The organism is Mycolicibacter senuensis (assembly GCF_002101885.1).
In the GTDB taxonomy this organism is placed as follows: Bacteria; Actinomycetota; Actinomycetes; order Mycobacteriales; family Mycobacteriaceae; genus Mycobacterium; species Mycobacterium senuense.
On the sequence record NZ_LQPS01000038.1, the window covers coordinates 61,745 to 87,449 of the forward strand.

Here is a 25,705-nt window from a genome sequence, read left to right on the forward strand (position 1 = left end):
CTGTCCCCTTCTTGTCCCCGGTTATCCCGTGTTCATCGCTGGGTCATTGTGGTCGTTGGCTGCTCTCGCCACAACTTGGGTCGCTCACCGAGCATGGCGCCGCGTGCCCACCACACCGCCTCGATCGCGACGGCGCCGACTGCGCCGACACCGAGCGCCAGCGACGTCAGTGCCACATTGGAGGGATCGAGCAGGAACTTCTCCCGGGCCAGCGGAAGCGCGAAGATACCCACGTAGGCCAGGCCGCAGCAGATCACCAGCGTCAATCGCCACCATTGATAGGGCCTCGCCACCACGGCCAGCACCCACCCGGCGGTGGTCAACAAGGTGATCAGGGCCGTGGTCGAGGCCTGGATCTGCTGTACCGCCGTGGCTTCACTACCGCGGTAGGCCAGCAGGTACGAGGTGAACGTGGCGATGCCCACCACCAGGCCGGCCGGCAACGCCCCGCTCATCACCCGCTGGACGAATCCGGGGTGCGCCCGTTCGTTGTTCGGCGCCAGCGACAGGATGAACGCCGGGATGCCGATGGTGAACCAGGCCGCAACGGTGACGTGGATCGGCTGGAACGGATACAGCAGCGGTTCGGTGCCGAACAGCGCCGACGCCAACCCGACCAGGCCGACCAGCAGGGCGAGCAGAACCGAATACACCGTTTTGGTCAGGAACAGGTTCGCCACCCGTTCGATGTTGCCGATCACCCGGCGACCCTCGCCCACCACGTAGGGCAAGGTGGCGAACTTGTTGTCCAGCAATACGATCTGCGCCACCGAACGCGCCGCCGAGCTTCCGGCTCCCATCGCGACACCGATATCGGCGTCCTTGAGCGCGAGCACGTCGTTGACGCCGTCACCGGTCATGGCCACCGTGTGGTCACGTGCTTGTAGGGCGCGCACGATGGCGCGCTTCTGATCCGGTCGCACCCTGCCGAATACGGTGTGCTGCTCCAGCGCGTCGGCCAGCTGGTCCTGCTCGGCCGGCAGCTTGCGGGCGTCGATCGCGTCCCCGGGCAGTCCCAGCTCACCGGCCACCGCACCCACCGAGACGGCATTGTCACCGGAGATCACCTTCACCGAGACTTCCTGCGTAGCAAAATATTCCAAGGTGGCCCGGGCGTCGGGACGGATCTTCTGCTCCAGCACCACCAGCGCCACCGGGGTCAGTACTCCGGGTGCCTCTGGATGGTCCACAGCCCGGTCGCTGAGGCTCAGCAACAACACGCGCAGTCCGCTCGCCCCGATCCGCTCGGCCTGTTCGGCGTCTGCCGACGACGGCTCGAGCAGCACATCGGCGGCACCGATGACCCAGTTGCCGTGTTCGCCGTATGAAACGCCGCTCCACTTGGCGGCCGACTTGAACGGTTCGCAGGCGTTCGCCACCCAACCCGGCGACGTCGGGAACGCCTCGGCGATGGCCTGAATGCTGGCGTTGGGCCGGGCGTCGTCGGCGGCCAGTGCCGCCAGCGCCTGATGCACCGGATAGCCGGCGGCGCCCTCGAGTTCGATGACCTCGGACACTTGCATGCCGTTCTCGGTCAGCGTGCCGGTCTTGTCGGCGCAGACCACATCCACGCGGGCCAGCCCCTCGATCGCCGGCAGTTCCTGCACCAGGCACTGCCGCCGTCCCAGCCGAATCACCCCGACCGCGAACGCCAGCGACGTCATCAGCACCAGACCCTCGGGGACCATCGGCACCAGCGCTCCGACCATCGCCAGCACCGATGCCCGCCAGCCCACGTCGGTGGTGAACAACTGCGTGTAGATGATCAGCAGCCCGGCCGGGATGAGCAGATAGGTGATGAACTTCAGGATCTGGTCTATGCCGTTGCGCAGTTCGGATTTCACCAGGGTGAACTTGCTGGCCTCCTCGGCCAGCTTGGCCGCGTAGGCCTCGCCGCCGACCCGGGTCGCGCGGTAGGCGCCGCTGCCGGAGATCACGAAGCTGCCCGACATCACATGGTCACCGATGCACTTGGCGACCGGCTCGGCTTCCCCGGTCAGCAGGGACTCATCGACTTCCAGATCGGACACCTCGACGACGTCGCCGTCGACGACGATCTGGTCACCGGGCCCGAGTTCGATGACGTCGTCGAGCACCACCTCCCGGGCCGGCAGCGATACCGTCCCGGATTGCCTGCGCACCAATGGTTTCGCTTGGCCGACGATGGCCAGCTTGTCCAGCGTCTGCTTGGCGCGGATCTCCTGAACCATGCCGATGACACTGTTGAAGACGATCAGCAGTCCGAACAGCCCGTTGATCAGCGAGCCGGTGGTGAGCACGATGGCGAACAGCACGCCCAGGATCGCGTTGATCCGGGTGAAGACGTTGGCCCGGATGATCTCGTGCACACTGCGCGCGGCACGCACCGGGATGTCGTTGGTCTGGCCGTCAGCGACCCGCTGGGCGACTTCGTCGTCGCTGAGCCCCGCGGCGGTGGCCCGCGAGACGGTCAATTCCGCCACCACGGCTCAATGTCGTCGGCGGCCGGCCGGATCCGCTCGCCCGGGCGTGGGACGGCCACCGGCACTCCGGCCGACTCGGCGGCGGCCAGCAACCGTTCCACCGGCTCGTCCCAGCGATGCGGCGCCAACCGGAATGTGCACCAGTGGATCGGCACCAGCGTCGCGCCGTTGACGTCCAGGTGCGCCCGGACGGCCTCCTCGGGGTTCATGTGTACGTCCGGCCAGGCGGTGTTGTAGGCGCCGATCGGCAGCAGTGTCACGTCGAACGGGCCGTGGTCGGCGCCGATCTGCCCGAAGCTCCCGGTGTAGCCGGAGTCGCCGCCGAAGTAGACCCGGTGCTCGGGTCCGGCGATCACCCAGGAGGCCCACAGCGTCATGTTGCGGGTCAGGAACCGGCCGGAGAAGTGGCGGGCCGGCGTGCAGATCAACGTGAGTTCGCCGAACGAGACCTGCTCGTCCCAGTCGAGTTCGACGACCCGGTCAGCGGGAATCCCCCACGCCCGCAGGTGCGCACCGACGCCCAGTGGAACCACGAACGGTGCCCGCTGGCTGCGGGCCAGCGCGGTGACGGTGTCGATGTCGAGATGGTCGTAGTGGTCGTGGCTGATGACGATCGCATCGACCGCGGGCAGCGCCGACAACTCCACCGGCGGCGGATGCAACCGCCGGGGGCCGACGGCATCCGACGGCGAGCAGCGCTCGCTCCACACCGGGTCGGTCAGCACCCGGTAGCCGTCGACTTCGATCAGCGCGGTGGCGTGGCCCAGCCAGGTGACCGCCACCGGTTCGGCGGCACCGGCGAAGTCGGGGGCCACCAGCGGAACCGACGCCACCGGCCGCCGGGCGCCGCGGTCGGCGAACAACTCGCGCAGCATCAGCCGCTGTTGTTCGCGATCCATGTTGACCATGGCGGCGCGCTCGACGTTGTGGAAGATCCCGTCGCGGTAATGCCTGGAGCGGGCGGCCACCGCGTCGATGGCGTGCGGGGCTGCGCCGAGGGCCCCGGGTGTGCCGCGCAGCGCGCGAACGGTCCAGCCGCCGGCGGCCAAGGACGCGGTGGCGGCGGCCAGCCGAAGTGCACCGCGCAACATGCTGCCGAGTCTAGGGCGGTGACCGGCGGCATCCGGATCCGTGGCGTTTACGCTCACCGCGGGCTCCGGTCAGGCGCCCTGGAACTTCGGCGGCCGCTTCTCGATGCGGGCCATCTGCGCCTCGATGACGTCCTGGCTGGCCCAGGCCCGGTCGAACAGTTCCTTATGCTCCGGCGTCTGTTCCTGGTAGGCGCCGTCGTCGTTGAGCACCCGCTTGGCGTGCTGCAGGGCAAGCGGCGCCAGTCCGGCGATCTCGCGCGCCCAGGCCTGCGCGTCGGCAACGGTGCCCAGCCGGTTGGCCATGCCGGTCAGCAGCGCCACATCGGCGGGCAGCTTCTCCGCGGTGAGCATCATCGCCCGGGCCCGCCCGTAGCCGACCAATGAGGTCAGCCGGCGGATGCTCCAGTTGTCCAACGCCAGACCGTACTTGGCGACCGGGAACTGGAAGAATGCCTCGGGGGCCACCACCCGCAGATCGCAGACCATCGCCAATTGCAGCCCGGCGCCGATCGCGGCGCCGTTGATCGCGCCGATCACCGGCAGCGGGACGTCGGCGATGCTCTGGTGCAGGGCGAGCAGCTTGTCGGGGTAGTCGGCGGCGAACGCATCGCCGGACAGATCCGCGCCGGCACAGAACACGCTGCCCTGACCGGTCAACACGATCGCCCGGACGTCGTGGCTGGCGGCGTCGACGATCGCCTCCCGCAGTTCGGTGACGAGCTGGGAGTTCAGCGCATTGCGCCGCTCGGGACGCTGCAGCTCGATGGTGGTGACGGCTTCGTCGCGGGTAACACCGATCATGACGCACCAGCCTAATTAGGCTCGTCCTGTGAGCAGGATCGGGGCCGACGAACTGCGGGACGCGGTATTGGACCACGGCTCGTTCATCAGCTGGGACGACGAGCCGCTGGCTTTGCCGATCAGCGACGATTATGCCGCCGAACTGGCCGCCGCCCGGGCCGCCACCGGCGGCGACGAGGCGGTCATCACCGGCGAGGGCCGGGTGGGCGGGCGCCGGGTCGCGGTGATCGCCAGCGACTTCGACTTCCTGGCCGGCTCGATCGGGGTGGCGGCCGCCGAGCGGATCACCACCGCGATCCAGCGGGCCACCACCCAACGGCTGCCGCTGCTGGCCTCTCCGAGCTCGGGCGGCACCCGGATGCAGGAGGGCACCGTCGCCTTCCTGCAGATGGTCAAGATCGCCGCCGCCATCGAGCTGCACAAACGCGCCCACCTGCCCTACCTGGTCTACCTGCGCCACCCCACCACCGGTGGAGTGTTCGCCTCCTGGGGATCGCTCGGGCACATCACGCTGGCCGAGCCGGGGGCGCTGGTGGGTTTCCTGGGTCCGCGGGTCTACGAACAGCTCTACGGCGCACCGTTCCCGCCCGGCATCCAGACCGCCGAGAACCTTCAGGCCCACGGCGTGATCGACGGCGTGATCCCGGTGAAGTGGCTGCGGCGCACCTGCTCCCGGGCATTGAAGGTGATGCTCGACGACCCCGCGCCGCCACCCGCGAGCCCGGCCTGCGAGCCGATACCCGATCTGCCGGCCTGGGACTCGGTGTGCGCGTCACGGCGCCCGGATCGGCCCGGCGTGGGTTTTCTGCTGCGACACGGCGCCACCGAACGGGTTTTCCTGTCGGGCACGGGAAGCGCCGAACGCGGCGCCACCATGCTGCTGGCGTTGGCCCGCTTCGGCGGTCAGCCCGCGGTGGTGCTGGGGCAGTTGCGGGGCCCGGACCGGCTCACCGATCCGATCGCGCTGCAAGACGCCCGGCGCGGCATGGCGTTGGCCGAGGACTTGCGGCTGCCGCTGGTGCTGGCCATCGACACCCCGGGGCCCGCGTTGTCGGTGGAGGCCGAACAGGGCGGGCTGGCCGGGCAGATCGCGGCGTGCCTGGCAGAGCTGGTCACGCTGGACGTGCCGACGGTGTCGGTGCTACTCGGCCAGGGCAGCGGCGGGCCCGCGTTGGCGATGGTGCCGGCGGATCGGGTGTTGGCGTCGCTCCACGGCTGGCTGGCGCCGCTGCCTCCGGAGGGTGCCAGCGCCATCGTGTTCCGCGACACCGAACACGCCCCGGAACTGTCGGACGCGCAGGGCATCCGCTCGGCGGACCTGAAGGCGCACGGGATCGTCGACGTGATCGTGCCCGAACATCCCGACGCCGCCGCCGAGCCGATCGACTTCGCCAAACGCATGTCGCGGGCCATCGCCGTGGAGCTCGACGCGTTGCGGAGGACGCCCGCCGAGGCTCGGCTGAGCACCAGGCTGGAGCGCTACCGGCGGATCGGGCTGCCGAGCTGAGCGCGAAAGCTAACCGGCGGTGATCATTCCCACCGCCACCGCGGCCAGCACCATTCCGGCGACCTGACGGGGACGCACCCGCTCCCGCAGTACGGCCACCGCCAACACCACGGTGGCGGCCGGATACAGCGAGATCAGCACGCTGGCCAGGGACAGCAACGACAGCTGCAGCGCGAACAGCATGGTGACGTTGGCGGCGGTGTCCAGCAGTGCGATCACCAGCGCCAGCCGCAGCGGCGTCCCCGTCGGCAGCCGCAGATTGCGGCTGGCGGCCGCGACGATCAGCACCAGCACGGTGGCCGCGCCGCGCGCGAACAGCAACGGCCACAGTCCGGCGTCGGGCGGGGTGCGATCCAGGACGACGAAGTTCAACCCCAGGGCCACCCCCGAGGCGATCGTCAACCAGATCGCCCCGCGGGTCAGCCGCTGCCGGCTACCGCCGTCGCCGGCGTGCCAGCTGATCAACACCACAGCGGCCAATGCCACCGCGATGCCTGCACTGGCCAGCATGCCGGGCCGCTCCCCCAGCGCCCGTCCGATGCACACCGGCACGCTGGCATCCACCACCGCCGCCAGCGGCGAGACCACCGAGATCGGGCCGGCAGTCATCGCCGCGTAGAACCACCAGACACCCAGGGCCTGGCTGAGTCCGCCGAGCACGCCCAGCATTACGGCGCCCGGCGTGATGTGGCCGCCGCCGATCATCGCGAGCGCTCCCAGCATCACCATCGAGACCGGGGTGGACACCAACAACACCCGCAGCGCGGCAACCCGCCGCGACGCGACGCCGCCGACGAAGTCGCTGATCCCGAAACTGGTGGCCGACGCCAACGCCAACCCCTGGGCGGCCGGGGAGCCGATCACGCCACGACCCTATGCGCCATGGCGAGAAGCGTAAGTGTGCGGGCAGTCTCGAACCGCCGGCGTTTGCGGGATCTTTGCGGCCGATCTCAGGTCAACGAGCGCCGCCAGGCGTCGTGCAAGGCGGCGTAATGCCCCTCGGCACGGATCAAGTCGGCCGGTGGCCCGTCTTCGACGACGGACCCGTCCTCGATCACCAGCACCCGGTCGGCGATCTCGACGGTGGAGAGCCGGTGGGCGATCACCAGCGCGGTCCGCCGGGACAACACCGTGCGCAACGCCTTTTGCACCATCCGCTCGCCGGGAATGTCCAACGCTGAGGTCGCCTCGTCCAGGATCAGCACCGCCGGGTCGGCGAGGAACGCCCGCGCGAACGCGACCAGCTGACGCTGGCCCGCCGACAGCCGGCCGCCGCGCTTGGCCACGTCAGTGTCATAGCCTTCCGGCAAGGCGGCGATGAACGGCTCGGCGCCCACGCTGGCCGCGGCGGCGACCACCTCGGCGTCGGTCGCCTCGGGACGACCGAAACGGATGTTGTCTGCGAGCGTCCCGGAGAACAGGAAGTTCTCCTGGGTCACCATCACCACATGCCGGCGCAGCTCCGCCTGCGTGAGATCACGCAGGTCGACGCCGTCGAGCCGCACCGAGCCCGATGCCGGGTCGTGGAACCGGGCGATCAGCTTGGCGATGGTCGTCTTGCCCGCACCGGTGCTGCCGACCAACGCCACCGTCTGGCCGGCCGGGATACTCAACGACAGTCCGGCCAGCACCGGTGCATCGGCCCGGTAGCCGAAACACACATCGCGCAAGGCGATCTCGCCGCGCACCTCCGCGAGGGCGACCGGAACGTCGGGGTCGGCGACTCCGACTTTCTCGGCGAGCACCGCGGCCAGTTTCTCCAGCGCCGAGGTCGCCGATTGAAAGGTGTTGAGGAATTGGGTGATCTCCTGCATCGGGTCGAAGAACATCCGCAGGTAGAGCAGGAATGCGGTGAACGTCCCGATCGTCATGTGCCCGTGCAGGACTCGCCAGCCGCCGTAGAGCACCACCATCCCGGTGGTGAGGTTGCCGACCAGTTTGACGCCCGGCGAGAAGACGGCGACCAGTTTGAACGCCTTCTCGTTGACGGCGCGGTAGCGGTCGGCGACTCCCGCGAAGAGTTCGGCGTTGCGTGCTTCGCGCCGGTAGGCCTGCACCGCCTTGATACCGGTCATGGTCTCGACGAACTGCACGATCACCCGCGCAGCGTGTTCCCGCACCGCGGTGTAGGTCTTCGACGACTCGGTTCTGAACCAGCGCAGCAACGCCACCAGCACCGGGAATGCGCCCAGGCACATCAGGCCCAGCCGCCAGTCCAGCACGACCAGCAGCACCGCGGTGCCGGCCAGCGTCAGCACGGCACTGACCAGACTGTCGAACCCGCCCAGCAGCATCTCCTGGATCGCGTCGACGTCGTTGGTCAGCCGGCTGACCACCCGCCCCGAGGTGTAGCGGTCGTGAAAGCCGACGTCGAGGCGCTGGAAGTGCCGGAACACCCGTCGCCGCAGCTCCAGCAGCACCCGCTGGCCGATCCGGCCCGACCACTGCAGGAACAGGATGCGGCTGCCGGCCTGCACGAGCACCACCGCACCCAGCGCGACGATGATCGCCGTCAGCACCCGCGTCGAGCCGTCGCTTATCGGCGGGATTCCCCGGTCGATACCGCGCTGCGCCAGCATCGGAACCGCAAGGCGGGCAGCGTTTTCCACCACCACGATCAACGCCAGCAACACAACCGCCACGCGGTGCGGACGCAGCAGCGACCACAGCACGGCGCGCGCCGCGGCCCGGCTCGGGGCCGTCATCGCCGCGCCCAGTCGACAAGGTGTTCGGTGCCGTCGTCGAGTTCGTCGTCGGCGGCCAGCAGGTAGCGGTACCGGGGCACCGTCGCCAGCAGTTCGGCGTGGGTGCCGACGGCTGTGATGGCCCCGTCCTCCAACAACGCCACCCGGTCGGCCAGCGCCACCGTCGAGGCCCGGTTGGCCACCACGATCGCGGTGATCGGCGGCCGACCGTCGGCGCCGCGCAGCACGCGGCGCAACGCCGACGTCACGGCGGCCTCGGTGTGCACATCCAGTGCCGACAGGGTGTCGTCGAGCACCAGGACCGCCGGCACGGCCACCAGGGCCCGGGCCAGCGACAGCCGTTGACGCTGCCCACCCGACAGGCTCATCCCCTGCTCGCCGATGCGGGTGTCGAGGCCCGACGGCAGGTCATAGACGAAATCAGCCGAAACCGTCGATATCGCGCTGGCCAGCTCCGCGTCGCTCGCATCGGGCCGGCCGAGTCGCAGATTCTCGGCCACCGACATGGAGAACAGCGTGGGGTCGTCGAAGGCGGTGACCACCGCCGAACGCAACGCGCCCAGCGTCAGCGAACGGATGTCACGCCCGCCGATCAGGATCTGCCCCTCGGATGCGTCGTAGAGCCGCGACAGCAGCATCGCCAGCACCGACTTGCCGGATCCGGTGGCGCCCACCACGGCGACGGTCTCGCCGGCTTCGACGGTGAGATCGACCCCGCGCAGCACCCAGGAGCCGTCGGGACCCGAATCACCGAAGCGGAACCCGACGTCGCGCAGCTCCAGGCGCCCGGACGGCGGCACCGGATCGTCGCCGTCGGTGATCTCGATGGGCGCGTCGAAGATCTCGGTGACCCGGTCGGCGGCGGTCATCGCCTCCTGGGTCGCCGACAGCAGAAAACCCAGCGACGACACCGGCCACACCAGCGACAGCATCAGCGTGATGAAGGCGACCAGAGTGCCCATCGTGACCAGGTGGTGTCCGGCCGCGTACGCACCGACCGCCAGCACCACGATCAGCGTGAGGTTGGGGATCACCTCCAGCAGTGTCCAGAACTTCGACGTCACCACCACCTTGTCGACGCCCAGGTCGCGCAGCCTGGTGGCCTGCGCGTCGAACCGGGCGAACACGTGGTCCTCGCGGCCGAACGCCTTGATCGTGCGCAGCCCCGCCGCCGATTCCTCGACATCGGTGGCCACCTGGCCCGCCTGATCCTGGGCCCGCCGCGACAGCCGGGTGTATTGGCGCCGGAAATGCTGCACCGTCAGCGTCACCGGCACCATCGACACGCAGGCGACTACGCCCAGCGGCCAGTACAGCAACAGCAAAATGGTCGTCACCGCGACGATCTGCAACGTGTTGAGCACCAGGAACACCAGTACGAATGCCAGAAACCGGCGGATGGTGGCCAGGTCGTTCATGATCCGCGACAGCAACTGCCCGGACTGCCAGCGCCCGTGGAAGGTCATCGGCAGCACCTGCAGCCGGGCGTAGAGGTCCTTGCGGAGGTCGGCTTCGACGCCCATGGTGGCGTGCGCGACCAGCCAGCGCCGCACGAACCACAGCACCGCCTCGCCGACCCCGAGCGCGGTGGCCGCCGTCCCGAGCACCCACAACCCGGGCTGGTCACGGTGGGCCACCGGCCCGTCGATGACGGCCTTGGTGACCAGCGGGATCGTGACGGTGGCACCGAGGCTCACGACGGCCACCGTGATCATGGTGATCCACCTCGCCCGGTAGGGCCGCAGATACGGCAGCAGGCTGCGCAACGCGGACGCCGGCTTCACCCAACCGACCTTAGATCGACGGCGGCGACCCGCGGCGCATCCCTCGCTTGATGGCAATGTTCAGGCAAAATGGCGGCCATGAACAATCCCGCCAACGCTGCCGCCTCCCCCCGGGTATTGGTGGTCGACGACGACTCCGATGTGCTCGCCTCGCTGGAACGCGGACTGCGACTGTCCGGATTCGAAGTGGCGACGGCGGCCGACGGCGCAGAAGCGTTGCGCAGCGCCAAGGAGACCCGCCCGGACGCGATCGTGCTCGACATCAACATGCCGGTGCTCGACGGCGTGAGCGTGGTGACGGCACTGCGGGCGATGGGCGATGACGTGCCCGTCTGCGTGCTGTCCGCGCGCAGTTCGGTCGACGACCGGGTCGCCGGTCTGGAGGCCGGCGCCGACGACTACCTGGTCAAGCCGTTCGTGCTCGCCGAGTTGGTGGCCCGGGTACGGGCGATGCTGCGGCGGCGCGGGTCGGCGGCCAGCTCGTCGTCGGAGACCATCACGGTGGGCCCGCTGGAGGTCGACATCCCGGGCCGGCGCGCCCGGGTCAAGGGTGTCGACGTGGACCTGACCAAGCGCGAGTTCGATCTGTTGGCCGTGCTCGCCGAGCACAAGACCGCGGTGCTGTCCCGCGCCCAGCTGCTCGAGCTGGTCTGGGGCTATGACTTCGCCGCCGACACCAACGTCGTCGACGTGTTCATCGGCTACCTGCGACGCAAGCTGGAAGCCGGCGGAGCGCCACGGCTGCTGCACACCGTCCGCGGGGTCGGATTCGTCCTGCGAACGCAGTGAGGACCACCATGAACGTCATGAACATGCTGCGGCGGGTCGTCGCTCGAACCCCGTCGCTGCGGACCCGGGTGGTGCTGGCGACGGCCATCGGCACCGCGATCGTGACGGTCATCATCGGCGCCATCGTCTGGGTCGGGATCACCAACGACCGCAAGTACTGGCTGGACCGTCGGCTCGACGAGGCGGCCGGTCTGACGGTCCCGCTCATCGGCCTGGGTGAGCTGCCCCGCGCGGCCGGCGGGACCGACGCCGTGATCACGCTGCGCCGGGCAGGCGAGGTGACGTCGAACTCCGCGGTGGTGCTGCCAGAGCTGGAGGCGGGATACGCCGACACCGAGATCGACGGCGTGCGCTACCGGGTGCGCACCGTCGACATTCCCGGACCGGGTCCGCGGTCACTGGCGGTCGGCGCCACCTACGAGGCCACCATCGCCGACACCAACAACCTGCACCGCCGGGTGCTGCTGCTGTGCACGTTCGCGATCGGCGCGGCCGCGGTGCTGGGCTGGCTGCTGGCGGCGTTCGCGGTACGGCCATTGCGAAGGCTGGCCCAGCAGGCCCGGTCGATCGACGCCGGCGACGAACGACCGGAGATCGAGGTGCGCGGGGCCAGCGAGGCCGTCGAGATCGCCGAGGCGATGCGCGGGATGCTGCAGCGGATCTGGACCGAACAGGACCGCACCAAAGAGGCCCTGGCGTCCGCCCGCGACTTCGCCGCGGTGTCCTCGCATGAGCTGCGCACGCCGCTGACCGCCATGCGCACCAACCTCGAGGTGCTGACGACACTCGACCTGCCCGAAGACCAGCGCAAAGAAGTCCTCAGCGACGTCGTTCGCACCCAGTCGCGGATCGAGGCGACCCTGTCGGCCCTGGAGCGGCTGGCCCAGGGGGAACTGTCCACCGCCGACGATCAGGTCCCGGTCGACATCACCGAACTGCTCGACCGGGCGGCGCACGACGCGATGCGGGTCTTCCCGGAACTGAACGTCTCCCTGGTTCCGTCACCCACCTGCATCATCGTCGGGCTACCGGCCGGGTTGCGGCTGGCGGTGGACAACGCGATCGCCAACGCGGTCAAGCACGGCGGCGCTAACCAGGTGCAACTGTCGGCGGTCACGTCCCGGGCGGGCGTCGAGATCGCCATCGACGACAACGGCAGCGGGGTTCCCGAAGAGGAGCGCCAGGTGGTGTTCGAGCGGTTCTCCCGCGGGTCGACGGCATCGCATTCCGGGTCCGGTCTCGGGCTGGCGCTGGTGGCTCAGCAGGCCGGACTGCACGGCGGCACGGCGACCCTGGAGGACAGCCCGATGGGCGGGGTGCGGCTGATGCTGCGACTGCCGCCGCCGCGCTGAGCCCACCCGCCGGCCGTCAGGTCTGCTCGCGCCGACTGTCCCAGCGTCGGAAGCCGGCCGCCGCGGCCGTCTGCTCGTCCTTGAACCACACTTCGGCGATCGTCGCCCCGTAGGACGGGCTGTCCGGGCTGTGGTAGAGCATCGAGTCCTCGTTGCCCTTGATGGCCCATCCGGCCGGACCGCTGCCGCCCGCGCCGGCCCGCGCCGATCCTTCACCGTAGGGCGCACCCGCGGCGGCACCACCCGATGCCGTCGACATCGGCACCTCGCGGTTGACCCGCCGAATGGCGAAGGCGAATGTCAGCGTCAGCCCCAACAGAAATGACAAGCCCATCAGCGAGCAATTGGCGCCGTGCATCAGTCGGCTCCCATCTCACGCGGGCCGGGTAGGGCCGCAATGGCGTCTTCTCGGCTGGTGCGGCGGATCGACACCACCGTCAGTAGCCAGGCGATCGCCGAACCCACCACGAATGCCAGCAGGTACCACAGCCACTGCATGACGAAATCCATCGGAGATTCTCCTTAGCTAACCGTGATCGCGACACGACGGTTCTGGGCGCGTCCGTCCGGTGTCGCGTTGCTGGCGACCGGGTCGGCCGGCCCGAACCCCTTGGCGGTGACGCTGCTCGCCGGAACACCCTGGGCGACAAGGAAGTCGGCGACCGACTTGGCCCGGTCAGCACTCAACGGCACGTTGATGCCATCGTTGCCGGTGTTGTCGGTGTAACCGCTGACCGTCACCTGGGCGCTGCGGCAACCCTTGAGCGACTCCGCGACCCGACTCAGTTGCTGTCGGGTGCCCGGCGACAGGGTGTAACCGTTGGTCACGAACGTGACGGGCGTGGCCATCAACGCGGCGACGTCGGCTTGCAGGGTGCCGCAGTCGCCGACCGGGGCAGGAGCCGGTGAAGCGCTGGTCGGCGGCTGTTTCGGAGCCGGCGAGGCGGGCGCCGCAGGCGTCGGGGCCGCGGGTCTGGGAGCCCCCGGCGCATCAGGCAGGACCAGAATGTCGTTGGAGATCACCAGATTCGGCCAGGCCGCCTGCGCGGCCGCCTCGACGGCCGACTCGACCGCACCGGAAGGTGCGGTGCCGATCAGCCTGACGGTGCCACCGCTGATCTTGAATTTGAAGTCCGGCATGGTCACCGAGGCCTTGAACACCGATCCCAGGGCGGCGGCGTCGGGCACCTTGACACCCGGTTTGATGTTGAGGTTGTCCACCAATTGCACACCATTGCCGTACAACCCCTTGAGCATGTCGATCAATCCGGCCCGCGTGGCGGTGTCGGGAAGGTCGCCGTTGAGGGTGATGACATTGCCGTTGCGCAGAATCGACAACGGAGCAAACGATATTCCCGGCGCATTCGCCTCCGGCGCAGCCGACATCGAAAGTGACGGAACGGGGATCTCGGGCAGGGGGGCGTCGCCTGCGGTGATGCCGATGCTGTCTCGATCTGCCACTCCCACTCCGATCAATGCGAGTAGCAACGGAATTGCCGCCAAGGCCAGCAGCCATCCGGGGCCGAGGGGTCCACGGTAAAAGCGCGATTCCGTTCGCCAGCCGGTCACGGTCCGGTTTTCGGAGCCCGGCATGGATCCTCCTCGGAGATCGAAAAAGCACCTCGTACCCAGGACACCGCGAGTGTATGAGCTCCGAATGACCCTCGGAAGTCTTCAGTCGATATTTGCGGACTTACCGCGTCCCGGGACCGCTGATCACAAGCTCATTGACGATGTCGGTGCGTGGCCAGGCGTCGTGGGCCGCGGCCTCGACGGCGGCCGCCTCGTCCGGCTTCGCCGCGGTGCCCACCAGCGTCACGCTGTCGCCGGCGGCGTGCAACGCGAAATCTCCGATCACCGCGGCCGCTTCGAACACCGGAGCCGACGCGGCGAAATCCGGTGTCGCGGCGCCCGGCCTCACCCCGAGCCGATCGACGACGGTGACATCATCGGCCGAGGTGATGACGGCGTCCACCAACGCCCGTTTGGCCGCCGGATCCGGTACGTCACCGGTCAGGGTGATCTCGTTGCCCTGGCGGATGACTGACAGCGGCACCGGCACTGCGGCGCCGGGATGGTCCGGCGAACCTTCCCGCAGCCCGCAGCCGGTCGCGCCGAGCAGCACCGCGAGGAGTGCCGCCGCGACCAGCCAGGCGCGCACTCAGCGGGTGCCGAGCAGATCGATCACGAACACCAGTGTCTTGCCGGCGAGTTGATGCCCGGTACCGGCCGGGCCGTAAGCCAGTTCGGGCGGGATGACCAATTGGCGTCGACCGCCCACCTTCATGCCGGGGATGCCGTCCTGCCAGCCCGCGATGAGCCCGTCGAGCGGAAACTCCAGGGACTCGCCGCGATTCCAGGAGCTGTCGAACTCCGCGCCGGAGTCGTAGTCGACACCCAGGTAGTGCACGTTGACGAGTGCGCCGGGCGCGGCCGCGGCCCCGTCCCCGACAACGATGTCCTCGATGACCAACTCGGTCGGCGGCGGGCCGGCCGGAACGGTGATCTGGGGCTTGCCCGGCTTCGTCACGGCGGTTACCGCCCGCCGATGGTGACGTAGTCGCGCTCGGTGGCACCGGTGTAGAGCTGACGCGGCCGGCCGATCTTGGAGTCGCCCTCGTCGTGCATCTCGCGCCAGTGCGCGATCCAGCCCGGCAGCCGGCCCAGCGCGAACAGCACGGTGAACATCCGGGCCGGGAAGCCGATCGCCCGGTAGATCAGGCCGGTGTAGAAGTCGACGTTCGGGTAGAGCTTGCGCTCGATGAAGTAGTCATCGGTCAGCGCGGCCTCTTCGAGATCCTTGGCGATGTTGAGCAGTTCGTCGTCGCCGCCGAGCTTGCCGAGGATCTTGTCGGCCTGCTCCTTGACGATGCGCGCCCGCGGGTCGTAGTTCTTGTAGACCCGGTGGCCGAAGCCCATCAGCTTGACGCCGTCTTCGCGGTTCTTGACCTTCTTGACGAAGTCGCCGACGTTGCTGTGGTTGTCGCGGATGTCCTCCAGCATCTCCAGCACCGCCTGGTTCGCGCCGCCGTGCAGCGGGCCCCACAGCGCGTTGATGCCACCGGAGATCGAGGTGAACAGGTTGGCTCGCGACGAGCCGACCAGCCGCACCGTCGACGTCGAGCAGTTCTGCTCGTGGTCGGCGTGCAGGATGAACAGCATGTCGAGTGCCCGCACCACCTCGGGGTCGACCTCATAGGGCTCCGCCGGCAGACCGAAGGTCATCCGCAGGAAGTTCTCCACCAGGGAAAGCGAGTTGTCCGGGTACAGGAACGGCTGCCCCTCGGACTTCTTGAACGCGTAGGCGGCGATGGTGGGCAGTTTGCCCAGCAGCCGGATGGTCGATACCTCGACCTGCTCGTTGTCGGACGGGTCCAGCGAGTCCTGGTAGTAGGCGGAGAGCGCGTTGACCACACTGGACAGCACCGGCATCGGGTGGGCGTTGCGCGGGAAGCCGTCGAAGAACCGCTTCAGGTCCTCGTGCAGCATGGTGTGCCGCTGGATCTTGCCGGTGAAGGTCGCCAACTGTTCGGCAGTGGGCAGTTCCCCGTAGATCAGCAGGTAGCTGACCTCGATGAAGGTGGACTTCTCGGCGAGCTGCTCGATCGGGTAGCCGCGGTAGCGCAGGATGCCGGCATCGCCGTCGATGTAGGTGATGGCGCTCTTGACCGGCGCGGTGTTGGCGTAGCCGTTGTCGAATGTGGTGTAGCCGGTCTTGGCGAGCAGCGAACCGATGGCCAGGGCGTCGGACCCGTCGGTGGCTTGGACGATCGGCAGCTCTAGCTCGCCTCCCGGGTACTTCAGGGTGGCGGTGTCGTCTGTTGCGGCCACAAGGAACCCCTTTGCGCTATTCGGCTGACCAGTCGATCGGAGCGTGTATAGGAAAAGGTAGTCGGTTCCGGGGCGGAGCGCCCGCCCGGGGCCGAGTATCACGGGCCGGTCATCGCGCCGCCGCCGGTCCCGGCCGCTGATAGCGGATGAAAGCCGGTGCCGCGAGTGCGGCGAGCAGCACTCCGACGACCACCAGCACTCCACCGCCGGCGGCGGCCGCGGCCGTTCCCACCACCGCGCCGGCCGCCCCGTGCACGGCGTCGGCAAGCCGGGGCCCACCGGCCACGATCACGGTGAACACACCCTGCAACCGCCCCCGGATCTCGTCGGAGGCGACCTGCTGCAGCATCGTCGAGCGGAACGCCGCCGACACCATGTCCGCGGCGCCGCCGACCGCCAGAAAGCCCAGCGCGACCCACAACACCGGGCCGGGATGCCCGTCGGCGCGCGCGACCGCCAGCCCGAAGCCGGCCATCGCCGCCCCCCACACCACGATCGAGATGACGATCGCCAGGCCCTGGCGGCTGATCCGCGGCAGCCATCCGGAGAACACGCCGCCGGCCACCGCGCCGACCGCCATCGCCGCGGCCAGCAGCGCCATCGTGGTGCCGCCGTCGACCGGTCCGCCGAAGTCCGCGGCGGCGATCTGCGGGAACAGCGCCCGAGGCAGTCCCAGCACCATCGCGATCAGGTCCACCACGAACGACATCAGCACCACGGTGTTGCCGGCCAGGTAACGAAACCCGTCCAGCACCGCCGCCACCCCGAAACGCGAGCCGTCGGTTGATCCGGCGGGCGGCATGGGTGCCAGCCGAAAGGTCGCCCAGATCGGGAAGACGCAGGTGGCAGCGTCGACCAGGTACAGCGTGGGCAGGTCTACCCAGCCGAGCAGCAGCCCGGCCAGCAACGGCCCGACGATGGCCCCGAACTGCATCACGGTCATGTTCAGCGAGTTGGCGGCCGGTAGGTCGCCGCCGGCCACCAACCGTGGAATGGCGGCGGCGCGGGTGGGCGAATTGACCGCGTAGAACCCCTGCTGCACGGCCAGCAGCGAAAGCACCACCCACACGTTGTCGAAAGCCGCCGCCGCCTGCACCCACAGCAGCAGCGAGGCCAGTCCCAGCCCGCAGGAGGCGATGATCAGCAGCTTGCGGCGGTCCATGGCGTCGGCCCAGGCGCCGCCCAGCAGCCCGAATACCACCAGCGGCACCAGCGCGAACAGACCCGACAAGCCGACATAGGCCGAGCTGCCGGTCAGCGCGTAGATCTGGACCGGGACCGCGAAGATGGTCAGGTTCGCGCCGATGACGGTCGGTATCCCGGCCAGCCACAGCCGCCGGAAGTCCTGGTTGCGCAGCGGTGTGGTGTCGGCGAACAGCCTCACCGCAGCGGACCCGAGATCACGGCTGCAGACGCTCGACGCGTCCGCCGCTCACCCGAATCCGGTTGTGCAGTCGGCCTTCTCGGCCCTGCCAGAACTCCACCACCTCCGGCGCGATGACATAACCGGCCCAGCTGGGGGCGACCGGAACGTCGTGGGTGTCGGCGAACCGGGCGGTCACCTCGACGAGCTGATCGAGCAGGGCCGCGCGCGAGGTGATCGGCTGCGACTGGTGCGACGCCCAGAAACCCAGCTGCGAGGCCCGCGGCCGGTTCACCCAGTATTCGGCCGGGATCGTCGCGTCGGTCTTGCTGACCCGGCCGCGGATATGGACCTGGCGACCCAGTTGATACCAGGGGAACGTCGCCGACGCGTACGGCGTCGCCGCCAGCTGGCCGGCCTTGTCCGAGCCGTCGTCGGTGAAGAAGGTGACGCCGCTTTCGTCGAGGTTCTTACACAGCACCGAGCGGCTGACCGGCCGGCCGTCTTCGACCGTGGCCAGCACCATGGCATTGGGTTCGGCGATCCCGGCGCGTTCGGCGTCGCCGATCCAATTGCGCAGCAAAACCTGCCAGCCGTCCTCGAGCCAGTCCACGTCGAGGTCGCCGCAGTTGTCCTTCTCCCGGTACTCCACTCGCATCGCCGCCAGGTGCTCGTTGTCGGGGCCTGTCCTGTGCACCGCCCAACGCTACGCCGCGGTCCCGCCCAGCCGGCGTTACCGGCCGGTAGGAACGGCCGGGTGCCGGGGTGGGACAATCCAACACATGATTGCTGCAGTCCCGGAGAACTTCGTTGCCGGCCTGGAGGGAACGGTGGCGTTCACCACCGAGATCGCCGAACCCGACAAGGACGGTGGCGCGCTGCGCTACCGCGGTGTCGACATCGAGGACCTGGCCGGAAAGGTCAGCTTCGGCGACGTGTGGGCCCTACTGGTCGACGGCGACTTCACTCGCCCACTGGCGCCCGCCGAGCCGCTGGAACTGTCGGTGCGCACCGGCGACGTCCGCGTCGACGCCCAGGCCGGGGTGGCGATGCTGGCCCCGCAGTGGGGATTCGAGCCGCTGCTGGACACCGATGACGCCACCGCACGCGATCAGTTGGCGCGCGCGGCGGTGATGGTGCTGTCCTATGTCGCCCAGTCGGCGCGCGGCTCGCAACAACCGGTCTCCCAGCAGGAGATCGACGGCTGCGCCACCATCACCGAGCGGTTCATGACCCGCTGGCGCGGCGAGCCCGACCCGGCCCACGTCGAGGCCATCGACGCCTACTGGGTGTCTGCGGCCGAGCACGGCATGAACGCCTCGACGTTCACCGCCCGGGTGATCGCCTCCACCGGCGCCGACGTCGGGGCGGCGCTGTCCGGCGCGATCGGCGCGATGAGCGGCCCGCTGCACGGCGGCGCCCCGGCCCGGGTGATCCCGATGATCGAAGAGGTGGAGCGTTCCGGGGACGCCCGCGCAGTGGTCAAGGGCATCCTGGACCGCAAGGAGAAGCTGATGGGCTTCGGCCACCGCGTCTACCGCGCCGAGGACCCCCGCGCCCGGGTGTTGCGCGCCACCGCCAAACGGCTGGCCGCGCCCCGCTACGAAGTGGCCGCCGAATTGGAGCAGGCGGCACTGGCCGAGCTGCGGGAACGCCGGCCGGACCGGGCCATCGAGACCAACGTGGAGTTCTGGGCGGCGGTGATCCTGGACTTCGCCGAGGTACCCCCGGCGATGATGCCGGCGATGTTCACCTGTGGGCGCACCGCGGGCTGGTGCGCGCACATCATGGAGCAGAAGCGCCTGGGCAAGCTGGTGCGCCCGTCGGCGATCTATGTCGGGCCCGGCCCGCGTGGCGCGGAGTCGGTGGCCGGCTGGGACCGGCTCCCCAAGGGCTGACCCGAACGGGATTTCAGCGGCGCCGCAGGGCGCTGAGCAAGTTCTGCAGCAACGGCACGTCGGAGTGGTCGGCCACCTCGTCGAGCATGTCGGGCACCCGGGTGAACTTGACCCGCGGCCGGTTCTGCGCCTGACCGCGCGCGATCTCCGCCTTGTCGATGGCCTTCCAGCCGGCGGCGTCGATGACCTCGGGCCGGCGGGCGTGCACCATCCGGGCGATCGCGCGCGGCCCGCCGATCGGCTCACTGAGCTGACCGGCGTTGTAGTCGGCGACCAGGCTCTGGATCGTCTTGAGCGAGTCGGACTTGTTGGTGCCGATGAAGCCGTTGGTGCCGCGCTTGATCCACCCGGATACGTAGGCTCCCGCAACGGGCTGGCCACTGGCCGGGTCCACCACCCGACCGCCCTCGTTGGGGACCACGCCGGCGGCGTCGTCGAATGGCAGGTCGGCGATCGGGGTGCCGTGGTAGCCGATCGAGGTCAGCACCAGACCGGCCTCGAGCCGACACACCTCGTCAGTGCCGGTCACGGTGAATTCGACTGCGGTGGCACGGTGCTCGCCGAGCACCCGGGCCGGGGTCAGTTCGTAGGCGAACCGGATGCGCGGCTTGGTAGATCGCGCGGACGCGCTATCGACACTGCCGAGTTTGGCCAGGATCTCCAGCTTCTGCCGGGTGAAGTTGTCCCGCACGGTCGCCAGGTCGTTGCGCACCCGGGCGTGGTCCTCGGCATCGAGGACCACTTCGGCGGCGTGGGTCAACCCGACCAGTTCCGGCAAGGTGAACGCCGAGGCGATCGGGCCGCGGCGGGCGACGATCACCACTTCCTGTACCCGGGAGTCGCGCAACGTCGCCAGCGCGTTGTCGGCGATGTCGGTGCCGGCCAGTTTGTCGGGGTCGGTGGTGAGGATGCGGGCCACGTCGAGGGCCACGTTGCCGTTGCCGACGATCACCACCCGCTCGTGACCGAGGTCGACCGGCAGGTCGGTGAACTCCGGATGCCCGTTGTACCAGCCGACGACCTCGGTGGCGGTGCCGGTGCCGGGCAGTCCCATGCCGTCGATCTCCAGCCGTCGGTCGTGCAGCGCACCGGAGGCGTAGAGCACGGCGTGGTGATACTGCAACAGGTCGGCGTGACGCAGGTGTTTGCCCACCTCGACGTTGAGGAAAAAATTGAAGCCGCGCCGCCAGGAGATCTCGTCGAACAGCCGGGTGGCCAGCTTGGTGTGCTGGTGATCCGGGGCGACACCGGCGCGCACCAAACCGTAAGGGGTGGGCAGCTTCTCGAACACGTTGACCAGCACACCGGGTTGGGTCAGCAGCTCATCGGCGGCATACATCGCCGCCGGCCCGGAACCGACGATGGCCACCGTCAGCGGGTGCCTGCCGCGCCGGTGGACCTCGGCGGCCGGCAGGATCGGCGCCAGCTTGGACGTCGGCGGCAGCTTCACACCCTCGGGACGCTTGGGGTAGTACGACTTGTTGATCTCGATGAACGGCAGCTGCTGCGCCGGCAGCTGCGTATCGGGGTAGATCGCGTCGACCGGGCAGGCCCGGACGCAGGCGCCGCAGTCCACGCAGGCGTCCGGATCGATGTAGAGCATCTCGGTGGTGGCGAAGTCCGGCTCATCCGGACTGGGGTGGATGCAGTAGACCGGACAGGCGAAAACGCAGGACGCGTCGTTACAGCATGCCTGGCTGATGACGTGCGGCATGAGGCGCGAGCTCGCTGACCTACGCGACCCGCGACAGGTGCGCGCGCTGCGGCTGGGCCCGGAAGCGCGACGGCGCCCCGTTGATCCGGCACATCCGCCAGATCAGCTTGGCGACCGGGTTCATCAGCCCGGTGTCGTGACAGAGCATCCGCACGTCGGCGAACATGTCCGACAGCATCCGCCGGGCGTCGGCCGACCCGAAGAAGACGTCCCTGCGCACCGAGCGCGGGATGTCGAACTCCTGCCAGAACGCCTTCGGCGGAACGACGATCGCCGAGCACAGGATTCGCATGGTGAGCGGCACGAACAACGACAGCCAGAACCGCTTGCGGCGCGGCAGGGTCGGGACACGCTTGTTGAGGTATTCGTGTGCGAACGAGATGTGCCGCGCCTCTTCGGCGACGTGGATCGCCATCACCTTCTCCATGATCGGGTGCAGCGTCTTGCCCTCGCGCAGGATGTCCTTCTGGATGTGGTCGATGGGCTCCTCGCCGGCGAGGATGCCGAACCAGAACGGGATCGGCAGCGGGCCGGCGACCAGCGGGATGAACGCCGCAATCCACTTGAGGAACCGCGGCATGCCGGGCACGTCGGCGCCGATGTGGTTCACCATCTCCTGGAACATCAGGGTGTGGTTGCACTCCTCGACCGACTCGTGCAGGCAGTAGCGGTACTCCGGTGAGCCGTTGGGCACCCAGAACGCGTAGTTGAGCAGACCCCGGATCAGGATGGACTCGAAGTGCAGGCCGACCTTGGCCACGTTGGCCTGCCGCCACATGCCGATCTTGATCTGGACGTCCTCGGGCTGCGCCTGGTACCAGGCGTGCTTGCCCAGCGGGTCGGTGGCCGGCAGGATCCACCGCGGGTCGTTCTCGAACACCTTGAATTCCGGGCTGTCCCAGTCGATGTCGAGATACGGGTTGAAGTGGCGTCGCACCGAGCCTTCGGACAGGGTGTTGAGCATGTCGACATAGGCGGTGTCGTCGGACACTTCCATGTTGGCCCGCCACCGCCGCACGATGCCGGTTCGAGCCGGTTTCTGAGCCGTTTTCTGAGCCATCGGAGCCACCCCCACTGACGTTTACATTTGGCCTTGTTATGTATAACGGTACCGCAGGTATCGGCTACCCGTCCAGGGTCTTGGGGAGCTTGTGGGCCTGACAGGTGTCGAGTCGTCCGTGTGATCTGCATCACGTTAAACCTGCCGTGCTGAGCCGTGCCGTCCGCTGTCTACGCTAGGGGCCATGGCTGAGCAGCTCACGATCCCGGACAACATCAAGCCCGCCGACGGACGGTTCGGCTGCGGGCCCTCCAAAGTCCGGCCGGAGCAGCTGAACGCGCTGGTCACCACGGCGGCTCCGCTGTTCGGCACCTCGCACCGGCAGGCGCCGGTCAAGAACCTGGTCGGCCGGGTCCGCAGCGGTCTGCGCGAACTGTTCTCGGTGCCCGACGGCTACGAGGTGGTGCTGGGCAACGGCGGCTCCACCGCGTTCTGGGACGCGGCCGCGTTCGGGCTGATCGACAAGCGCTCCCTGCACCTGACCTACGGCGAGTTCAGCGCGAAGTTCGCCTCGGCGGTCGCCAAGAACCCGTTCGTGGGCGATCCGATCATCGTCAAGGCCGAGCCCGGCAGCGCCCCGGAGCCGACGTCGGACCCATCGGTCGACGTGATCGCCTGGGCTCACAACGAGACGTCGACCGGCGTGGCGGTACCGGTGCGCCGGCCCGAGGGCGCCGGCGAAGCACTGGTCGTGATCGACGCGACGTCCGGCGCCGGCGGTCTGCCGGTCGACATCACCGAGACCGACGCCTACTACTTCGCGCCGCAGAAGAATTTCGCCTCCGACGGTGGGCTGTGGCTGGCGATCATGAGCCCGGCCGCGCTGGCACGCATCGAGGCGATCGCCGCCTCGGGCCGCTGGGTGCCGGAGTTCCTGTCCCTGCCGATCGCGGTGGACAACAGCTCCAAGAACCAGACCTACAACACGCCCGCGATCGCCACGCTGGTACTGCTGGCCGAGCAGCTGGACTGGCTGCTGGGCAACGGCGGGTTGGACTGGGCGGTCAAGCGAACCGCGGATTCGTCGCAGCGGTTGTACTCGTGGGCCGAGTCCCGGCCGTTCACCACCCCGTTCGTCGCCGACCCGGCGTTGCGCTCGCAAGTAGTCGGCACCATCGACTTCACCGACTCCGTGGATGCAGGTGCCGTGGCCGCGATTTTGCGGGCCAACGGCATCGTCGACACCGAGCCCTACCGCAAACTGGGCCGCAACCAGTTGCGGGTGGCGATGTTCCCGGCGGTGGACCCCGACGACATCAGCGCTTTGACGCAGTGCGTGGACTGGGTCGTGGAGAGGCTCTGACGTCGCCGTGACCAAGTCGTTATAACCCCAGCGTGTCACCGCGGTCCGGGCCGCTCACTGCACTAAAGTTCGCAGCTAACCGGGCCTTCGCAAGGAGAAGTCATGCGGGAACTAAGGGCAATCGGCCTCGACGCCGACGGCAAACACATCATCTGCGAGAGCGTCGGCGACGACGATGACAGCACCGAGATGTTCCGGGTGCGGATCGACGACCGGCTGCGCGGCGCGGTGCGCGGCGAGGGCCACCGTGCGGGGCAGACCCAGATCGACCTGGGCATCAGCATGCTGCGCCCGAAGGACATCCAGGCCCGCATCCGCGCCGGTGCGTCGGTCGAGCAGGTGGCCGCAGCGGCCGGCGTCGACGTCTCCCGGGTGGAGCGCTTCGCCCACCCGGTTCTGCTGGAGCGCTCCCGGGCCGCGGAGCTGGCCGCCGCCGCTCACCCGGTACTGGCCGACGGGCCGGCCGTGCCCACCCTGCTCGAGGTCGTCACCAGCGCACTGATGAGCCGCGGCCTCAACCCCGATCAGAGCAGCTGGGACGCCTGGCGCAACGACGACGGACGCTGGACGGTTCAGCTCGCCTGGAAGGCCGGCCGTTCGGACAACCTCGCCCACTTCTGGTTCGCCCCCGGCGCGCACGGCGGCACGGTGACCGCGCTCGACGATCCGGCGATGGAGCTCATCGACCCGGACTTCGACCGTCCGCTGCGCCCGGTGGCCCCGGTGGCCGAACTGGACTTCGAGGAGCCCGCCGCCCCACCGGCAGTCGAAGAGGAGCCGGACCACCCGCGCTCGGCGCCCCGGGCCCGGCGCAGCAAGCCGCCCGTCCCAGGCTGGGAGGACGTCCTGCTCGGGGTGCGCTCAAGCGGTCAGCGCTGAGCAACCAGGGCCAGCAGCACCAGCCACCCGCCCGCCACGCCGAGTCCGGCGCCCAGCGCGAGCCAGCGCAGCACCGGGGTGCGTCGCCAACCCCACACCGTGGGCGCCAGGCCGCCCACCGCGATCAGGTTGAGAACGACGGCCACTGCCAGGTGCACCCGGATCAACCCCAGGCTCAGCACCGCGATCGCGATCCCCGACACCGCCGCGACGAACGCCGCCACGGTCAACCCCGTCGCCCAGGGCGTGGTCTGGGTGGGCGTCATGCCGGCAGCCTAGTGCGCTCGTAGAACGCCAGCGCCGCCGCCGTCGCCACGTTGAGGGAGTCGGTTCCTCGCGACATCGGGATGCGCACCCGCATGTCACTGGCACGCATGGCCTGCTGCGACAGTCCCGGCCCTTCCGCGCCGACCAGCACCGCCACCGGGTCGTCGCGCACCTTCGCCATGGCCGCCGACAGCGCGTCGGCCCGCGGGTCCGGTGTCATGGCCAGCAACCGGAACCCGCGGTCGCGCAGCATGTCCAGATCGGCCGGCCAGTCCGCCGAACGGGCGAACGGCACCAGCAGGGCATGCCCCATCGACACCCGCACCGCACGCCGGTACAACGGGTCGGCACAGCCGCTGCCGAATACCACCGCATCCACTCCGAGGCCGGCGCCGTTACGGAATATCGAGCCCAGATTCTCGTGATCGTTGACGCCTTCGAGCACCGCGATGGTGCGAGCACCGGCCACCAGATCGGCCACCGTCGACTCGGGCACCCTCGACGCGGCGGCCAGCACACCGCGGTTGAGGTGAAAGCCGACGACCTCGGCCATCACCTCCGCGGACACCCGGTAGTAGGGCACGTCGGGCACAGCGGCCAGATCGTCCGCCAACTCCGTCAACCGGCGGTCGGTGCCCAGCAGCGCCCGCGGAGCGAACCGCGAAACGAGCATCCGCTGCACCACCAGCACACCTTCGGCGATCACCAGCCCTTTGCCGGTGGGCAGGTCCGGGCGGCGGTCCACACTGTTCAGGTCGCGGAAATCGTCCAGCCGGGAATCGCGCGGATCCTCGATATCGACGACGTCGAGGACCCTGGCCACTGACCGCACATTACCGGCGAGGCGCTAACGTCAACGGCGATGACCCCCCACCCGACCCCTCAGCCCCCGACCTACG

General features: G+C 69.2%; 24 protein-coding genes. 6 read left to right on the top strand and 18 right to left on the bottom strand.

Going from position 1 to position 25,705, the window contains the following annotated elements; genetic code table 11:
• Positions 1-32 precede the first annotated feature (32 nt).
• The 3 genes from AWC24_RS12165 to AWC24_RS12175 all read right to left on the bottom strand — a co-directional run bounded on the left by AWC24_RS12165 (position 33) and on the right by AWC24_RS12175 (position 4,354).
• Positions 33-2,465, bottom strand: coding sequence for an HAD-IC family P-type ATPase (locus tag AWC24_RS12165; protein WP_174813632.1), 2,433 nt, complete (start codon positions 2,463-2,465; stop codon positions 33-35).
• Positions 2,450-3,553, bottom strand: a complete 1,104-nt coding sequence (locus tag AWC24_RS12170; RefSeq protein WP_109560431.1) for an MBL fold metallo-hydrolase — start codon at positions 3,551-3,553, stop codon at positions 2,450-2,452. The genes AWC24_RS12165 and AWC24_RS12170 overlap by 16 nt, the downstream gene beginning before the upstream one ends.
• A 69-nt stretch (positions 3,554-3,622) precedes the next feature.
• Positions 3,623-4,354, bottom strand: coding sequence for an enoyl-CoA hydratase (locus tag AWC24_RS12175; protein ID WP_085085231.1), 732 nt, complete (start codon positions 4,352-4,354; stop codon positions 3,623-3,625).
• A 28-nt stretch (positions 4,355-4,382) separates the two neighbouring features.
• Between AWC24_RS12175 and AWC24_RS12180 the strand changes: the two genes are divergently transcribed.
• Positions 4,383-5,861 carry an acetyl-coenzyme A carboxylase carboxyl transferase subunits beta/alpha gene (locus AWC24_RS12180; RefSeq protein ID WP_085085233.1) on the top strand — a complete coding sequence of 493 codons (1,479 nt, stop codon included), beginning with the start codon at positions 4,383-4,385 and terminating at the stop codon, positions 5,859-5,861.
• A 9-nt stretch (positions 5,862-5,870) separates the two neighbouring features.
• Here the strand turns inward: AWC24_RS12180 and AWC24_RS12185 are convergent, their stop codons facing one another.
• The 3 genes from AWC24_RS12185 to AWC24_RS12195 form a co-directional block, all read right to left on the bottom strand.
• Positions 5,871-6,725, bottom strand: a complete 855-nt coding sequence (locus AWC24_RS12185; protein ID WP_174813633.1) for an EamA family transporter — start codon at positions 6,723-6,725, stop codon at positions 5,871-5,873.
• An 86-nt stretch (positions 6,726-6,811) separates the two neighbouring features.
• Entirely contained in the window at positions 6,812-8,566 is a 1,755-nt protein-coding gene (locus tag AWC24_RS12190) for an ABC transporter ATP-binding protein (RefSeq protein WP_234807345.1), read from the bottom strand.
• Positions 8,563-10,281, bottom strand: a complete 1,719-nt coding sequence (locus tag AWC24_RS12195) for an ABC transporter ATP-binding protein (RefSeq protein ID WP_234807352.1) — start codon at positions 10,279-10,281, stop codon at positions 8,563-8,565. The genes AWC24_RS12190 and AWC24_RS12195 overlap by 4 nt, the downstream gene beginning before the upstream one ends.
• Before the next feature lie 147 nt (positions 10,282-10,428).
• On the opposite strand from AWC24_RS12195, the gene prrA reads away from it, so the two are divergent.
• Positions 10,429-11,139, top strand: coding sequence for a two-component system response regulator PrrA (gene prrA / locus AWC24_RS12200; protein ID WP_013827765.1), 711 nt, complete (start codon positions 10,429-10,431; stop codon positions 11,137-11,139).
• Positions 11,140-11,156: 17 nt separating this feature from the next.
• Positions 11,157-12,491 carry a HAMP domain-containing sensor histidine kinase gene (locus tag AWC24_RS12205; protein ID WP_085085274.1) on the top strand — a complete coding sequence of 445 codons (1,335 nt, stop codon included), beginning with the start codon at positions 11,157-11,159 and terminating at the stop codon, positions 12,489-12,491.
• A gap of 16 nt (positions 12,492-12,507) precedes the next feature.
• Here AWC24_RS12205 and arfC read toward each other — a convergent pair whose 3' ends face one another.
• From arfC to pdxH, 8 genes are all read right to left on the bottom strand, one after another.
• Entirely contained in the window at positions 12,508-12,849 is a 342-nt protein-coding gene (gene arfC / locus AWC24_RS12210; RefSeq protein WP_085085239.1) for a channel accessory protein ArfC, sunset domain variant, read from the bottom strand.
• Complete coding sequence (gene arfB, locus AWC24_RS22475) at positions 12,849-13,001, bottom strand: channel accessory protein ArfB (RefSeq protein WP_165757737.1); 153 nt, start codon at positions 12,999-13,001, stop codon at positions 12,849-12,851. The genes arfC and arfB overlap by 1 nt, the downstream gene beginning before the upstream one ends.
• 12 nt (positions 13,002-13,013) lie before the next feature.
• A complete protein-coding gene (gene arfA / locus AWC24_RS12215; protein WP_456320081.1) occupies positions 13,014-14,084 on the bottom strand; it encodes a channel-forming protein ArfA/OmpATb in 1,071 nt (356 codons plus the stop codon).
• Between the two features lie 100 nt (positions 14,085-14,184).
• Positions 14,185-14,652 carry a channel-forming protein ArfA/OmpATb gene (gene arfA / locus AWC24_RS12220; protein WP_085085241.1) on the bottom strand — a complete coding sequence of 156 codons (468 nt, stop codon included), beginning with the start codon at positions 14,650-14,652 and terminating at the stop codon, positions 14,185-14,187.
• The gene (locus tag AWC24_RS12225) at positions 14,653-15,021 is read right to left on the bottom strand and encodes an FKBP-type peptidyl-prolyl cis-trans isomerase (RefSeq protein ID WP_085085243.1); all 369 of its coding nucleotides are present in this window, start codon (positions 15,019-15,021) and stop codon (positions 14,653-14,655) included. It abuts the gene before it with no gap.
• Positions 15,022-15,026: 5 nt separating this feature from the next.
• A complete protein-coding gene (locus tag AWC24_RS12230; RefSeq protein WP_085085245.1) occupies positions 15,027-16,322 on the bottom strand; it encodes a citrate synthase in 1,296 nt (431 codons plus the stop codon).
• Positions 16,323-16,431: 109 nt separating this feature from the next.
• Entirely contained in the window at positions 16,432-17,706 is a 1,275-nt protein-coding gene (locus AWC24_RS12235; protein WP_085085246.1) for an MFS transporter, read from the bottom strand.
• Between the two features lie 16 nt (positions 17,707-17,722).
• Entirely contained in the window at positions 17,723-18,382 is a 660-nt protein-coding gene (gene pdxH, locus AWC24_RS12240) for a pyridoxamine 5'-phosphate oxidase (protein WP_272937714.1), read from the bottom strand.
• Positions 18,383-18,467: 85 nt separating this feature from the next.
• On the opposite strand from pdxH, the gene AWC24_RS12245 reads away from it, so the two are divergent.
• On the top strand, positions 18,468-19,583 hold the full coding sequence (locus AWC24_RS12245) for a citrate synthase 2 (RefSeq protein WP_085085248.1): 1,116 nt from the start codon (positions 18,468-18,470) through the stop codon (positions 19,581-19,583).
• A gap of 13 nt (positions 19,584-19,596) precedes the next feature.
• On the opposite strand, the gene AWC24_RS12250 is transcribed toward AWC24_RS12245, so the two are convergent.
• Positions 19,597-21,297 carry an FAD-dependent oxidoreductase gene (locus AWC24_RS12250; protein ID WP_085085250.1) on the bottom strand — a complete coding sequence of 567 codons (1,701 nt, stop codon included), beginning with the start codon at positions 21,295-21,297 and terminating at the stop codon, positions 19,597-19,599.
• Between the two features lie 19 nt (positions 21,298-21,316).
• Positions 21,317-22,357: an AurF N-oxygenase family protein gene (locus tag AWC24_RS12255; RefSeq protein ID WP_174813634.1), complete on the bottom strand. Its 1,041-nt coding sequence runs from the start codon at positions 22,355-22,357 to the stop codon at positions 21,317-21,319.
• A gap of 184 nt (positions 22,358-22,541) precedes the next feature.
• Between AWC24_RS12255 and serC the strand changes: the two genes are divergently transcribed.
• Positions 22,542-23,660 (top strand): phosphoserine transaminase, encoded by a 1,119-nt coding sequence (serC, locus tag AWC24_RS12260; RefSeq protein ID WP_085085254.1) that lies wholly within the window; start codon positions 22,542-22,544, stop codon positions 23,658-23,660.
• Positions 23,661-23,762: 102 nt separating this feature from the next.
• Positions 23,763-24,539 (top strand): septation protein SepH, encoded by a 777-nt coding sequence (sepH, locus tag AWC24_RS12265; protein ID WP_085085256.1) that lies wholly within the window; start codon positions 23,763-23,765, stop codon positions 24,537-24,539.
• Here the strand turns inward: sepH and AWC24_RS12270 are convergent.
• Positions 24,530-24,805 (bottom strand): DUF2537 domain-containing protein, encoded by a 276-nt coding sequence (locus AWC24_RS12270; protein ID WP_085085258.1) that lies wholly within the window; start codon positions 24,803-24,805, stop codon positions 24,530-24,532. The two genes, sepH and AWC24_RS12270, sit on opposite strands and share 10 nt — an antisense overlap.
• Positions 24,802-25,629 carry a TrmH family RNA methyltransferase gene (locus tag AWC24_RS12275; protein WP_085085260.1) on the bottom strand — a complete coding sequence of 276 codons (828 nt, stop codon included), beginning with the start codon at positions 25,627-25,629 and terminating at the stop codon, positions 24,802-24,804. Before AWC24_RS12275 ends, AWC24_RS12270 begins: the two co-directional genes overlap by 4 nt.
• Positions 25,630-25,705: the final 76 nt, after the last annotated feature.